The sequence below is a fragment of the Massilia sp. NP310 genome (genome assembly GCF_019443485.1).
In the GTDB taxonomy this organism is placed as follows: Bacteria; Pseudomonadota; Gammaproteobacteria; order Burkholderiales; family Burkholderiaceae_D; genus Telluria; species Telluria timonae.
The window spans coordinates 879,709-893,266 of sequence record NZ_CP080379.1 but is presented as its reverse complement, the minus strand read 5'-3'; the positions used below and the strand labels follow the sequence as shown (position 1 = coordinate 893,266).

General features: G+C 66.5%; 10 protein-coding genes and 2 tRNA genes. 5 read left to right on the top strand and 7 right to left on the bottom strand.

Annotation, left to right across the window (positions count from 1 at the left end; all coding sequences use genetic code 11):
• Window positions 1-187: 187 nt before the first annotated feature.
• Together KY496_RS04090 and KY496_RS04085 are read left to right on the top strand one after the other, a co-directional pair.
• On the top strand, window positions 188-1,819 hold the full coding sequence (locus KY496_RS04090) for a tetratricopeptide repeat protein (protein ID WP_219863988.1): 1,632 nt from the start codon (window positions 188-190) through the stop codon (window positions 1,817-1,819).
• Window positions 1,820-2,300: 481 nt separating this feature from the next.
• On the top strand, window positions 2,301-2,675 hold the full coding sequence (locus KY496_RS04085) for a hypothetical protein (RefSeq protein WP_219863987.1): 375 nt from the start codon (window positions 2,301-2,303) through the stop codon (window positions 2,673-2,675).
• Window positions 2,676-2,694: 19 nt separating this feature from the next.
• Here KY496_RS04085 and KY496_RS04080 read toward each other — a convergent pair whose 3' ends face one another.
• A complete protein-coding gene (locus KY496_RS04080) occupies window positions 2,695-6,297 on the bottom strand; it encodes a hydantoinase B/oxoprolinase family protein (RefSeq protein WP_219863986.1) in 3,603 nt (1,200 codons plus the stop codon).
• Between the two features lie 108 nt (window positions 6,298-6,405).
• Here KY496_RS04080 and KY496_RS04075 point away from each other — a divergent pair, with 108 nt between their 5' ends.
• Complete coding sequence (locus tag KY496_RS04075; RefSeq protein WP_219863985.1) at window positions 6,406-7,905, top strand: NAD(P)H-hydrate dehydratase; 1,500 nt, start codon at window positions 6,406-6,408, stop codon at window positions 7,903-7,905.
• A 5-nt stretch (window positions 7,906-7,910) separates the two neighbouring features.
• Here KY496_RS04075 and KY496_RS04070 read toward each other — a convergent pair whose 3' ends face one another.
• Complete coding sequence (locus KY496_RS04070) at window positions 7,911-8,639, bottom strand: ABC transporter ATP-binding protein (protein ID WP_051205201.1); 729 nt, start codon at window positions 8,637-8,639, stop codon at window positions 7,911-7,913.
• On the opposite strand from KY496_RS04070, the gene KY496_RS04065 reads away from it, so the two are divergent.
• Complete coding sequence (locus KY496_RS04065) at window positions 8,638-9,264, top strand: arylesterase (protein WP_219863984.1); 627 nt, start codon at window positions 8,638-8,640, stop codon at window positions 9,262-9,264. The two genes, KY496_RS04070 and KY496_RS04065, sit on opposite strands and share 2 nt — an antisense overlap.
• Before the next feature lie 15 nt (window positions 9,265-9,279).
• Window positions 9,280-10,335, top strand: a complete 1,056-nt coding sequence (mnmH, locus tag KY496_RS04060; RefSeq protein ID WP_219865041.1) for a tRNA 2-selenouridine(34) synthase MnmH — start codon at window positions 9,280-9,282, stop codon at window positions 10,333-10,335.
• On the opposite strand, the gene KY496_RS04055 is transcribed toward mnmH, so the two are convergent.
• The 5 genes from KY496_RS04055 to KY496_RS04035 all read right to left on the bottom strand — a co-directional run bounded on the left by KY496_RS04055 (window position 10,336) and on the right by KY496_RS04035 (window position 13,537).
• Window positions 10,336-10,731 (bottom strand): hypothetical protein, encoded by a 396-nt coding sequence (locus KY496_RS04055; RefSeq protein ID WP_219863983.1) that lies wholly within the window; start codon window positions 10,729-10,731, stop codon window positions 10,336-10,338.
• A gap of 197 nt (window positions 10,732-10,928) precedes the next feature.
• Window positions 10,929-12,848, bottom strand: coding sequence for a SurA N-terminal domain-containing protein (locus KY496_RS04050; RefSeq protein WP_219863982.1), 1,920 nt, complete (start codon window positions 12,846-12,848; stop codon window positions 10,929-10,931).
• A gap of 115 nt (window positions 12,849-12,963) precedes the next feature.
• Window positions 12,964-13,040 (bottom strand) — tRNA-Asp (locus tag KY496_RS04045).
• Window positions 13,041-13,066: 26 nt separating this feature from the next.
• Window positions 13,067-13,143: transfer RNA gene (locus tag KY496_RS04040), tRNA-Asp, on the bottom strand.
• A gap of 82 nt (window positions 13,144-13,225) precedes the next feature.
• Window positions 13,226-13,537 (bottom strand): HU family DNA-binding protein, encoded by a 312-nt coding sequence (locus tag KY496_RS04035; RefSeq protein ID WP_162819654.1) that lies wholly within the window; start codon window positions 13,535-13,537, stop codon window positions 13,226-13,228.
• Window positions 13,538-13,558 lie beyond the last annotated feature (21 nt).

Here is a 13,558-nt window from a genome sequence, read left to right as displayed (position 1 = left end):
GCGTGGCTGCTAGGGTGGAAGATAGCCCGCTATTATACAGTGTTGCACTATGGTCGGGCCCTCGGCCGACTGACAATATGGCACTGCAGTTTCCTTGATCGGATTGAAACTTGCCGGTATCTTTACGGTAGACAATATTTAAACGCGCCCTTCCGCGTGGCGCCGGATGACCTGGACGAGAGCGACGATGCAAGAGAATGGAAACCTGGCGGTGCTGGTGGTCGACCCGAACCCGGGAATGCGCACCAGCCTGCAGAACATGCTGAACCTGGCGGGCATCAACAAGGTCGAGTATGCGATCAACGCCAACACGGCCATCCGCCAGCTGCAGCGGCGCGCCTACGACGTCATCCTGTGCGAGTACGACCTGGCCGGCGGCAGCGGCGAAGGCCAGGACGGCCAGCAGTTGCTGGAAGACTTGCGCCACCACCACCTGATCTCGGCGTCGACGATCTTCATCATGCTCACCTCCGAGGGCGTCCACGACAAGGTGGTGAGCGCGGCCGAACTGACGCCGACCGACTACGTCCTCAAGCCCTTCACGGTGGAGATGCTGAGCGGGCGCATCAAGCGCGCACTGGAGCGCCGCGCCGCCCTGCTCCCGGCCTGGCAGCTGGCGGCCCAGGGCAAGCCGCGCGAAGCGATCGCCGCCTGCCGCGACGGCGCTGGCGCCCAACCGCGCTACGGCGCCGACTTTGCCCGCATCCGCGCCGAATTGCACACGAGCCTGAACGAGCACCACGAGGCCGCCGCCGTCTACCGCGAGGTGCTGGCCGAGCGTCCTCTCGGCTGGGCGGCATTGGGCATGGCGCGCACCCTGTTCGCGCTCGACCAGGTGGACGACGCCCGCACCATCCTCGAAGAACTGCTGGCCGCCAATCCGCGCCTGATGGCCGGCTACGACCTGCTGGCGCGCTGCCTGGAGGCGAGCCACGAGCCGGAGCTGGCCAAGAAGGTGCTCGAAGACGCGGTGGCGATCTCGCCGCACGTGGTGCGGCGCCTGCGCAAGCTCGGCGAAGTAGCGCTCGCGGCGGGCGACGTCGATGGCGCCGAAAAATCGTTCCGCCAGGTGGTGACCAAGGCCCGCTATTCGGAGTTTCGCAATCCCGAAGACCACGTCAACCTGGTCAAGGCGCTGGTCACGCGCGACGACCTGCTCGGCGCGACCGGCGTGGTGCGCGACCTGGAGCGCTCGATGCGCGGCAACCCGGCGGCGGACGCCTGCCGCGCCTATGCCAACTCGCTCGTGCTCGACAAGAGCGGCAACGCCGGCGCCGCGATCGCCGAGCTGCAGGCGGCGGTGACGGCGGTGCGCGCCGGCGGCGCGACCTCGCCCGGCCTGCGCATGGACCTGGCCAAGGCGTGCCTGGATCACCAGCTGGACGAGCAGGCATCCAACGTCATGCTGACGGTGATGAACGAGTCGGGCAGCGGCGTCTCGGTCGACCAGGCGATGCACGTGTTCGTCAATGCCGGCCGCACCGACATGGTCGAGGGCATGGGCCAGCAACTGCGGGCGCAGGCGCAGATCCTGCTCGGCGTGGCCGACGAGAAGCGCAATATGGGCGACGTGCGCGGCGCGGTGCAGACCCTGCTCGAGGCGCTGCACATCGCGCCGCACAATCTGCAGGTGATGGTGGCCACCGCCGGCGGCATCCTGCGCCAGGTGAACGAGCTGGGGTGGGATCACCCGCTGGGCGACACGGCGGCCCAGCTGCTGGAAGGGATTCGGGCGCAGGATGCGCAACATCCAAGGTTGGTGGCGTTGACCGATGAGTATCAGGCGGCGCGCAGGAAGTATGGTATTGCCACTGTCTAGATCACGTCACGGGTCGGGCATGCCGCGATAACTGGATGGGACCGCCATTCCCGGCCAATGGCGGTCGTCCCTGACCAGGCCGTGGCACATGCTGGTCGAGACGATCTCGCCACTGGCCAAGTCCCGGCACGCCCACATATTGCCACGGTGATTGAAGTTGTCCCAGGCAACGCCGACCATGGCGAGCGGTGCTGCAGCGCCGGGCGCCCGGGCACCCGCATTGGCCGCAGACGGCATTTCAGGCTTCGTAGTGCCACACGCACCCAACAAGCCGCATACGGCGAGCAGAGCGAATCGTGGGATTGATTGCTGCGACATGCATTTCCTCTATGTCCGGAAGCGTTTATCGGTGCGGCTGAGTTCAAATCATCGCCTTCCCGGCCCGCCGCCCCTATCGTCGTAGCAATTCCTTACAACTCCACCGCCAACGCCCGTCCGGCAAGGGACTAGAATGAATCATCGTCCCCGATGAGGGTCTGCCATGAACTTGCAGATCAAAGGCGCGGCGAAACGCCTGACTTTTTCGCTCTTGCTGGCATGCGGTCTCGGAGGCTGCGTGGCCTACGGACCTCCGTATGCGACCTACGATGGCGCCTACGTGCCCGCCTATGGCTACTCCAGCTATTCGGCCTACCCCTATTACGGCGCCTATCCCTACTCCAGCCCTGCCTACGCCTATCCGCCAGTCACGCTCGGCCTGGGATTCTCGTACTACGACCGCGGCCCACGCCACTACGGGCACGGCCATCACCACGGCAGGGGCCACTATCATGGCGGCCACGGGTGGCGCGGCCACCATGGCGGACATGGCGGCCACCGCCACGGCGGCCACGGTCGTGGTCACCAGCGGCGCTGAGCAAACCGGGCAAATCGGATCAGGCGGGTTCCCCGTACCCGCCCCCGCCCGGCGTCTCGATCACGAACACGTCGCCCACGCCCATATCGGTCTTGCCGATATGGCCCAACTCCTCGACCCGGCCGTCGGCACGTTCGACGCGGTTGCGCCCGCGCTGGGCCGCCTCCCCGCCCGCCATCCCGAACGGCGCGTGAATCCGGTTGTTTGACAGGATCGCCGCCGTCATCGGCTCCAGGAAGCGCACCTTGCGCACGCCGCCATTGCCGCCATGCCAGCGCCCCGCTCCCCCCGATCCGTGCCGAATCTCGTAACTCTCCAGCCGCACCGGAAAACGGAACTCCAGGATCTCCGGATCGGTCAGGCGCGAGTTGGTCATATTCGTCTGCACGACGTCGGTGCCGTCGAAGCCCTCGCCCGCGCCCGAGCCGCCGGAGATGGTCTCGTAGTACTGGTAGCGCGCGTTGCCGAAGGTGAAGTTGTTCATCGTGCCCTGCGCCGCCGCCATCACGCCCAGCGCGCCGTACAGCGCGTTGGTGATGCAGGTCGAGGTCTCGACGTTCCCCGACACCACCGAGGCCGGATAATGCGGGTTGAGCATCGAGCCGGGCGGGATGATGACCTTCAACGGTTTCAGGCAACCGGCGTTCAGCGGAATCTCGTCGTCCACGAGCGTGCGGAACACATACAGCACCGCCGCCATGCACACGCTCGACGGCGCATTGAAGTTGTTCGGCAGCTGGCCTGACGTGCCCGTGAAATCGACTTCCGCGCTGCGCGTGGCCTGGTCGACCCGGATCGCGACGTCGATGTGGGCGCCGTTATCGAGCTCGTAGTGGAAGCTGCCGTCCTTGAGCGCCGAGATCACGCGCCGCACGGCTTCTTCCGCATTGTCCTGCACATGCCCCATGTAGGCGCGCACGACGTCCAGGCCGAAGTGCGCGACCATCTTGCGCAGCTCCTCGACGCCCTTCTGGTTCGCCGCCACCTGGGCGCGCAGGTCGGCCATGTTCTGGTCGGGATTCCTCGCCGGGTAGCGCGCACCTTGCAGCATCGCGCGCGCTTGCGTCTCGCGCAGGACGCCATCGAGGCCGTCGACCAGCTTGAAATTGTTGATCAACACGCCCTCTTGCTCGATGTGATCCGAGTCGGGCGGCATCGAGCCCGGCGTGGTGCCGCCGATGTCGGCGTGGTGGCCGCGCGAGCCGACGTAGAACAGGATTTCCTGCCCCGCTTCGTCGAACACCGGCGAGATGACGGTCACGTCCGGCAAATGGGTGCCGCCGTTATAGGGATCGTTGAGCACGTAGACGTCGCCCGAGCGCATCCGGCCCGCGTTCTCGCGCATCACGGTCTTGATGCTCTCGCCCATCGAGCCCAGGTGCACCGGCATGTGCGGCGCGTTTGCGACCAGGTTGCCGTCGTGATCGAAGATCGCGCAGCTGAAGTCCAGGCGTTCCTTGATGTTGACGGAATAGGCCGTGTTCTGCAGCCGCAAGCCCATCTGCTCGGCGATCGACATGAACAGGTTGTTAAAGATCTCGAGCATCACCGGATCGGCCGTGGTGCCGATCGCGCGCCGTTCCGGCAGCGCTTCCACGCGCTGCAACACCAGGTGGTTGTAGCTGGTGACCTGCGCCTGCCAGCCCGGCTCCACGATCGTGGTCGCATTGTCTTCGGCGATGATCGCCGGGCCGCGCACCACGTGTCCCGGCTGCAGCGTGCGGCGGGCGTAGATGCCGGTGTCGTGCCACTGCGCGCCGCTGTACATGCGCACGGTTTCCTGCGGCGCCGGCGCGGCATCGGCTGTCATCGCGTTTGCCGGCTGCTCCGGCGGCGCGTCGGACTGGCCGATCGCCTCCACCGACACCGCCTCGACGATCAACGCACGCGACGGCATCAGGAACGAGTAACGGCGTTTATACGCCTGCTCGAACTGCGCCTGCATCGACGCCACGTCGTCGAACTGCACCACCAGCGCCGAATCGGTGCCCTCATACCGCAGGTGCACGCGCTCGACCAGGGCGATGCGCCCCGGCTCCACGCCTTGATGCAGCAACTGGCCGCGCGCCGAATCGCCCAGCGCCGACAGGCGCGCCGCCAGCGCATCGAGCGCCGCATCCGACAGCTTCTCTTCGACCGCCTGCTCGCGCATCGCGGTCTGGTCGGCCAGGCCCATGCCATAGGCCGACAACACGCCGGCCAGCGAATGGATGAAGACCGTCTTCATGCCCAGCGCATCGGCCACCAGGCAGGCGTGCTGGCCGCCGGCGCCACCAAAGCTGGTGAGCGCGTAGTCGGTGACGTCATGGCCGCGCTGCACCGAGATCTGCTTGATCGCATTGGCCATATTGCCGACCGCGATCTGGATGAAGCCTTCGGCCACGGCCTCCGGCGCTGGACGTTCGCCGGTAGCGGCGCCGATCTGGTCCGCCATCTCGTCGAAGCGTGCCCGTACAGCGCTCGCGTCAAGCGCTTCGTCGCCACCCGGTCCGAACAGGCGCGGGAAGTAGTTCGGCTGCACCTTGCCCAGCATGACGTTGCAGTCGGTGACAGCGAGCGGTCCGCCGCGGCGATAGCTGGCCGGCCCCGGATTGGCGCCGGCGCTGTCCGGTCCCACGCGATAGCGGCTGCCGTCGAAATGCAGGATCGAGCCGCCACCGGCCGCCACGGTATGGATGCTCATCATCGGCGCGCGCATGCGCACGCCGGCGACCTGGGTCTCGAACACGCGCTCGAACTCGCCGGAGAAGTGCGACACGTCGGTGGAGGTGCCGCCCATGTCGAAGCCGATCACGCGCTCGAAGCCGGCCAGCCGGCTGGCGCGCACCATGCCGACGATGCCGCCGGCCGGGCCGGACAGGATGCTGTCCTTGCCCTGGAAGGCGCGCGCATTGGTCAGGCCGCCGTTGGACTGCATGAACTGCAGGTTCACGCCCGGCAGCTCGCCCGCTACCTGGTCGACGTAGCGGCGCAGGATCGGCGACAGGTAGGCGTCGACCACGGTGGTGTCGCCCCGCGCGACCAGCTTCATCATCGGGCTGACCTCGTGCGAGCTTGATACCTGGGTAAAACCGATCTCGCGCGCGATGCGCGCCACTTGCGCCTCGTGCGTCGTGTGGCGGTAGCCGTGCATGAACACGATCGCCAGCGAGCGCAGGCCGGCGTCGAAGGCCTGCTGCAGGCCGGCGCGCGCGGATGCCTCGTCCAGCGGCAGCACGACGTCGCCGTGGGCGCCCATGCGCTCGTCGATCTCGATCACCTGCGCATACAGCAGCTCGGGCAGCACGATGTGGCGGTCGAACAGGCGCGGCCGGTTCTGGTAGGCGATGCGCAGCGCGTCGCGGAAGCCCCGCGTGATGGCCAGCGCCGTCGGCTCGCCCTTGCGCTCGAGCAGCGCATTGGTGGCCACCGTGGTACCCATCTTGACGGCTTCGACGCTGGCCGCCGGCAGCGGCTCGCCCGCCGCCACGCCCAGCAGGTGGCGGATGCCGGCCACGGCGGCGTCGCGGTACTGTTCTGGATTCTCGGACAGCAGCTTGTGCGTGACGAGTTGCCCGTCCGGGCGCCGCGCCACGATGTCGGTGAAGGTGCCGCCTCGGTCGATCCAGAACTGCCAGTCCATGCCTTGCTCCTGCTGTAACGGTGAAACGCCTATTGTAGATCGGACGGCGCGACAACGTTGGCGGAAATGCACGACAATCAAACCTGTCCCTCACGACCAGACACGAGCATGGAACGACATCTTTACACGGTCGCGCAACTGCGCGCCATCGAACAAGCAGCCTACGCCGGCCTGGCGCCGGGCATCCTGATGCAGCGCGCCGGCAAGGCTGCCGCCGACTTCGCCCTCGAGCTGCTGGGCGACCGGCGCGACCGGCCGGTACTGGTGCTGGCCGGCCCCGGCAACAATGGCGGCGATGCGCTCGAAGCCGCGGCCAACCTGGCCGAGGCCGGCGTCGACGCCACCGTCCTGCACCTGCCCGGCCGGCGCGACGCCTCGGCCGAGACGGCGGCCGCCTACGAGCGCGCCCGCGCCGGCTCGGTCGGCTGGATCGACATGCTGCCGCCCGGCGCCGAATGGGGCCTGGTGATCGACGGCCTGTTCGGCATCGGCCTCGAGCGGCCGGTCGACGGCGACTACCGCGAACTCGTGGTCGGGCTCGAGACGATCCGCTGCCCGATCCTGGCACTCGACGTACCGAGCGGGCTGGACGCCGACACCGGGGCCGTGATCGGCCCGGACGGCATCGCGGTGCGCGCCACCCACACGATCACCTTCCTCGCCGACAAGCCCGGACTGCACACGGCCGATGGCCGCGACCATGCCGGCCAGGTACGGGTCGACATGCTCGGCGTCGGCGTCGATGGGCTGCCGCGCGCGACGGCGCGCCTGAACGGCTTGCCGCTGTTCGCCGGCCGTTTCACGGCGCGCCGCCACAACAGCCATAAAGGCAGCTTCGGCGACGTCGCCGTCGTCGGCGGCGCCCACGGCATGGCCGGCGCGCCGGTGCTGTCCGCGCGCGCCGCGCTGTATGCCGGCGCCGGCCGCGTCTTCGTCGCCGCGCTGGGCACGCCGCCCGGCTACGACAGCAGCCAGCCCGAGATCATGTTCCGCGCGGCCGACGACTTCGATTTCCTTGGCCGCACCCTGGTGATCGGCCCCGGCATGGGCGACTCGGCCAATGCGATCCGCCTGCTGGCCAAGGCCCTCGACAGCGACAGCCCGCTGGTGATCGACGCCGATGCGCTGAACCTGATCGGCGCGAGTCCCGACCTGCAATCGCGCCTGGCGCAGCGCACGGCGCCGGCGGTCTTGACGCCGCATCCGCTCGAAGGCGCGCGCCTGCTCGGGATGACCGCGGCGGTCGTGCAATCGGACCGCCTGGAAGCGGCGCGCGAAATGGCGCTGCGCACCAACGCGACGGTGATCCTGAAAGGGTCGGGCACGGTGATCGCGCGGCCCGACGGCGAGGTGCTGGTCAACCCCACGGGCAACGCGGGCCTGGCGACGGCGGGCAGCGGCGACGTGCTGGCCGGGATCTGCGGCGCCTTGCTGGCGCAGGGCTGGCCGGGATGGGAGGCGGCAGCGGCGGCCACCTGGGTGCATGGCGCTGCCGCCGACGCGCTGGTCGACGAAGGCGTCGGCCCGATCGGCATGACCGCCGGCGAGCTGCCGGCGGCCGTGCGCAAGGTAGTGAACCGGCTGGGGAAGGACGCCGCCGCCGGTTGACGGTGTTACTCGACCAGGCGGCCGGCAGCGATGGTGATGGTCCGGCCGCAACGCGCCGCCATGCCCGGATCGTGGGTCACCAGCACCAGGGTCGAGCCGCGTTCGCGATTGAGCTCGAACATCAGCTGGATGACGGATTCGCCGGTGGCGGCATCGAGGCTGCCGGTCGGTTCGTCCGCGAACAGCAGCGGCGGCTCGGTGACGAAGGCGCGCGCCAGCGCGACGCGCTGCTGCTCGCCGCCAGAGAGGAACTTGGGATAGTGCTTCAGGCGGCTCGACAGGCCGACGCGGCCCAGCATCTCGGTCGCCTTCTCGCGCGCCCCGGCGTCGCCGCGCAGTTCGAGCGGCAGCATCACGTTTTCGAGCGCGGTCAGGTGGGCCAGCAGCTGGAACGACTGGAACACGAAGCCCAGCTTGGCCTTGCGAAAGGCGGCGCGGCCGTCCTCGTCGAGGGCGAAGATATCGGTGCCATCGAGCAGCACGGTGCCGGACGATGGCGTGTCGAGACCGGCCAGCAGGCCGAGCAGGGTCGACTTGCCGGAGCCGGAAGCGCCGACGAGCGCGAGCGTCTCGGCCGGTTGCACGGTAAAATCGACGTTTTGCAGGATGGTGAGCTCGCCGCTGGCGTCGGCCACCTTCTTCGACAAACCGCTTACCTGGATCGCGGGCGGACGGCCTGCATGAACGCCGGCGTCGCTGACGCCGTTTTTGAATGCCTCGGGATGATCACGCATGCTAGCTTTTCTTAAAAATTTGACTGTCGTCGCTTTCCTCACCTTGGCCGCGACGGCGAGCGCCTATTCTGCACCAAAAACGGTGCTCGTGGTGGGCGACAGCCTGTCGGCCGAATACGGCATCGCGCGCGGCGCGGGCTGGGTGGCCCTGCTGGAGCAGAAACTGCAACGCGAGAAAATCGACGCCAAGGTGGTCAACGCCAGCATCAGCGGCGAGACCACCAGCGGCGGCCGCGCGCGCCTGCCGGCCCTGATCAAGCAGCACCGGCCCGACATCGTCGTGATCGAACTGGGCGCCAACGACGGCCTGCGCGGCTTGCCGGTGCCGTCGGCCGAAGCGAATCTGCGCGCCATGATCGCCATGGCGCAAGAGACCAGGGCGCGCGTGCTGCTGGTCGGCATGCGCATGCCGCCGAACTACGGGCGTGCATACACCGAACGCTTCTTCAATATGTTCGAGAGCGTCGCCAAGTCCACCAAGTCGCCGCTGGTGCCGTTCATGCTCGAAGGCGTGGCCGACAAGCCGGCGCTGTTCCAGCAGGACCGGCTGCATCCGACGGCCCAGGCGCATCCGATCATCCTCAACAACATCTGGCCGCAGTTCGCGGCGCTAATCAAGAAATAAGCTTTTTCAATGAGCATGAAGTATCCGGAAGTCCTGGGGTTCGACGCCCTGCTGCCGCAACTCGACGGATTCGATGCGATCATCGACGCGCGCAGCGAGGCCGAGTACGCCCTCGACCACATTCCCGGCGCGATCAATTGCCCGGTCCTGAACGACGAGCAGCGCATCCAGGTCGGCACGCTGTACAAGCAGGTCGGCGCGTTCGAAGCCAAGAAGGTCGGCGCGCCGATCGTCGCCCACAATATCGCGCGCCACATCGAAACGCTGTTCGCCGACAAACCGCGCGACTGGCGTGTGCTGGTGTATTGCTGGCGCGGCGGCAACCGCAGCGGCGCGATGGTGCATATCCTGGCGCGCATCGGCTGGCCGGTGGCGCAGCTCGAAGGCGGCTACAAGGCCTATCGCGCCCACGTGAGCACGGCGCTGGAGAATCCGCCCGAACTGAATTTTCGCGTCGTATGCGGCACCACCGGCAGCGGCAAGAGCCGCTTGCTCGAAACGCTCGACGGCATCGGCGCCCAGGTGCTCGACCTGGAGAAGCTTGCGGCCCACCGCGGCTCGGTGCTGGGCCACCTGCCGAACGAACCGCAACCGACTCAGAAGATGTTCGAAAGCCTGGTGTGGGACAAGCTGCGCCGCTTCGACCCGAGCAAACCCGTGTTCGTCGAGTCCGAGAGCAAGAAGGTCGGCAACCTGCGCGTTCCGGGCCTGGTGATGGAGCGCATGCGCGCCTCGCCCTGTATCGCCGTCAACCTGTCGCGCCCGAACCGCGTGCGCCTGCTGATGGAAGACTACGAGCACTTCTGCGCCGATCCGTCGGCCCTCAACACCCAGCTCGATCACCTGGTGCAGCTGCACGGCCGCACGCAGATCGATGCCTGGCATGCGATGGCCAACGGCGGCGAAATGGCGGAACTGGTCGACCAGCTGCTGGCGCAGCACTACGATCCGGCCTACCTGCGCTCGATCGACCGCAACTTCGTGCGTTACCCGCAGGCCGACGTCCTGACGCTGGACGACATCGCGCCGGACGACTTTCTGCAGGCGGCGCGCCGGCTGCACGCCGCCTAGCTAACTGGGTGCGCGACTGCGGTAGAAGTCGTCGCCGACGATCGCCCGCACCCGCTCGAGATTCCAGTACTCGGTGATGGCGTCGGCCGTGACGATCAATCCCTCGGGAGGGACCGCAGCGCCTGCCTCGCCCTGGAGCTCGAGCTGGATCATTACCTGCGCCCCGGGAGCGCCGGCCTGCCTGACGCAGCGCTGGATCGCCAGGGCGACTTCTGGTGTGAGAAAGGCCTGGGAAGACACGCAGAGCTTCTGGTTGTGGCATCCCCAGTCGTCGTCGACCACCCAGAAGTCGGCGCGCCCGAAAGCGTTTTCGTCGCCGAACCACTTGCAGGTGAGGACCAGGGCGTCATACAGGCGCTGCCAGCCCGGGTCGACCGAGTCCTCGTCGTCGTCCACGTAGTTCTCCTTTCGGCGTCAAAGAGTTTGTCTCGTCATCATGGCGCAGCCAATCATGTTATTGACCTTCGACTTTTTGCAGAGTTCCTTCGTACACTATCGTTCGCTGTCAGGACGCGCCTGACCGGGACAGGCCGCTACAACGCAAAAAGCCCGGCTGCTCGCGCAGCCGGGCTTTTTGTCGTCCGACGATCTACTTACTGACCGTCGGTATTCGCGCCGAGTTCAGTCGGCTTGACGTTGATCTTCACCTTGGCCTTGGCCTTGAGCGCTTCGACGTAGTCATACATCTGCTGCTGGCCCACCAGGTTGCCGATCTGGTCGGATTCCTGCTTGCGGCGCGCCGTATCCGGCTGGGCCGGTTGCGACACCTTGCCGATGCGGTAGACGCCATACCCCTGGCCCGGCACCTCGACGCCGACATAGGCCGGCAGCTTGGTCACGTCGGCCTTCAGCACGGCGATAGCGGCGGTCTGGTTGATGGCCGGCTCCTTGGTGCGCGACACGCTCACAGGCGCGCCGAAACCGGTGGCGTCGCCCGACGCCTTGGCGGCGTTCAGCTTCGCTTCGCCGGCGGCGCGCGCCAGGCGGCCCGCTTCTTCAAGGGTCACGCGCTGGCGGATCTGCGCTTCGACTTCAGCCAATGGACGCTTGGTGGCCGGACGGAACTCCACCACGCGGCCCGACACCAGCACGCTCGGCGCCACTTCGACCGCTTCGGTATTGCGCTTGTTCTTGATCGCGTCGGCGCTGAACAGGGCGGCCAGGAACTTGGCATTGTTGATCGGCGAGTAGCCCAGCGCCGGATTCGGCGTGCGGGTCAGGTTGTCGGCGGTCTGGATCTGCAGCTTGAGCTTGTCGGCGACCGGCTTCAGGCTCTCGGACTGGTCATACGCGGTCTCGCTGAACACGCCGGCCAGTTCGGTGTACTTGGCCGCCATCTTCTGCTTCTTGAGGTCGGCGGCGATGTCGCCCTTGGCGTCGTCCAGCGAGCGCTGCGACGACGGCTTGACGCCGGTGACCTTGATGATGTGCCAGCCGAATTCCGACTGCACCAGGCCGCTCGTCTCGCCCTCTTTCAGCGCGTAGATCGAATCCTCGACCGACTTCACGAACAGGCCCTTCTCGACCACGCCCAGGTCGCCGCCCGACTGCGCCGAGCCCGGGTCTTGCGAATTGGCCTTGGCGATGGCGGCGAAGTTGTCCGGATTGGCGCGGACTTCGGCCAGCACCGATTCCGCCTTCTTCTTCGCGGCAGCCTGGTCGGCGGCGCTGGCGTCGCGCGACACGGTGATCAGGATGTGGCTCGCGCTGCGCTGCTCGGGCGTGGTGTAGTTCTTGAGGTTCTTGTTGTAGTAGTCGGTGACTTCGGCGTCGGTCACCTGCACCTGGTTCTCGACGGTCGACGCATCGAACACGACGTACTCGGCCTTCACCTGTTCAGGGATCTGGAACAGCTGCGCGTTCTTGTCGTAGTAGGCCTTGACCATCTCGTCGGTGACCTTCACCTGCGGCAGATAGGTCGACAGCGGGAACAGGACCTCTTGCACTTCGCGTTCCTGGTCGTTGATGTCCGACAGGCGGTTGGCCACGGTGCGCGGCGCGAAGGCGGTAGCCTGGATCGAACCCGACAGCTGCTGCACGGTCAGGTCGCGGCGCAGGCGCTGGTCGAACATCTCGGGCGTCATGCCCTGCGCCGCCAGCGCGGCCTTGTAGCCTTCCATGTCGAAGCCGCCGTCCGGCAGGCGGAACTGCTGGATGTCCATGATGGTCTTCTGCAGGGTCGCATCGCTCACGCTCATGTGCGCGCGGTTGATCTCGGCGTTGATGGCGCGCTCGGCCACCAGGTTGTTCAGGATCGCCTGCTTGGCTTCCGAGGTCTCGAACAGCTTCTGGTCGAACTGCGCGCCCATCGCCTGGCGCGCCTGGTCGATCTGGCGGCGCTGCGCGTCTTCCCATTCCTGCTGCGTGATCTTCTGGCCATCGACGGTGGCGACACCGGCGCCGCCATCGTTGCTCTGGTAACTTTCCATCCCCACGAACACGAACGAGGGAATGATCAAGAGCAGCAGGATCCCGTACATCCAGCGCTTGTGGGTCCGAATAAATTCAAACATGGTCAGCCATTCAAGGTTGAGAATGCATTAACAGCACAGTTAAAAAAAAAGGCGAACTTGCGTTCGCCCCTTCTTGCGGAGCTACCCTTCAGGGCACTCCATACTACTCGAATTCTGGCGGAGCGGACGGGGCTCGAACCCGCGACCCCCGGCGTGACAGGCCGGTATTCTAACCAACTGAACTACCGCTCCAGACTTTCGTCATCGCGTTTATTTGGTGGCGGAGCGGACGGGGCTCGAACCCGCGACCCCCGGCGTGACAGGCCGGTATTCTAACCAACTGAACTACCGCTCCAGCAAATAAACACTACAACAAGCATCAGGATGGATACGACGTTATCCTGTTGCTTTCTACGCTTGTCATCGCGAAGAAGGCATTAGTTTACAGCATCTTTCAGCGCTTTACCAGCCTTAAATTTCGGAACCTTCGCAGCCTTGATCTTGATGGGTTCCTTGGTGCGTGGATCGCGGCCGGTACGCGCTGCGCGCTCGCCCACGGTGAAGGTGCCGAAACCGACCAGCGTGACGCTGTCGTTCTTCTTCAGGCTTTCGGTGACCGCTTCGATCATGGCGTCGAGTGCACGCGTCGCCGAGGCCTTCGTAATGTCCGCGGACTTCGCGATTTCTTCGATCAGTTCTGTCTTGTTCACTCGTTTCCTCGTTTTCGTTCGTGACGCACACCGCGCCATTGCTGCAAAAGTGCAAGCACA

Coding starts and splice junctions, on each gene's coding strand:
- KY496_RS04075 (WP_219863985.1), top strand. CDS start 6,406: ATGGAACGACATCTTTACACGGTCGCGCAACTGCGCGCCATCGAACAA.
- KY496_RS04050 (WP_219863982.1), bottom strand. CDS start 12,848: ATGTTTGAATTTATTCGGACCCACAAGCGCTGGATGTACGGGATCCTG.
- KY496_RS04080 (WP_219863986.1), bottom strand. CDS start 6,297: ATGGACTGGCAGTTCTGGATCGACCGAGGCGGCACCTTCACCGACATC.
- KY496_RS04035 (WP_162819654.1), bottom strand. CDS start 13,537: ATGGCGCGGTGTGCGTCACGAACGAAAACGAGGAAACGAGTGAACAAG.
- mnmH (WP_219865041.1), top strand. CDS start 9,280: ATGAAGTATCCGGAAGTCCTGGGGTTCGACGCCCTGCTGCCGCAACTC.
- KY496_RS04090 (WP_219863988.1), top strand. CDS start 188: ATGCAAGAGAATGGAAACCTGGCGGTGCTGGTGGTCGACCCGAACCCG.
- KY496_RS04070 (WP_051205201.1), bottom strand. CDS start 8,639: ATGCGTGATCATCCCGAGGCATTCAAAAACGGCGTCAGCGACGCCGGC.
- KY496_RS04085 (WP_219863987.1), top strand. CDS start 2,301: ATGAACTTGCAGATCAAAGGCGCGGCGAAACGCCTGACTTTTTCGCTC.
- KY496_RS04065 (WP_219863984.1), top strand. CDS start 8,638: ATGCTAGCTTTTCTTAAAAATTTGACTGTCGTCGCTTTCCTCACCTTG.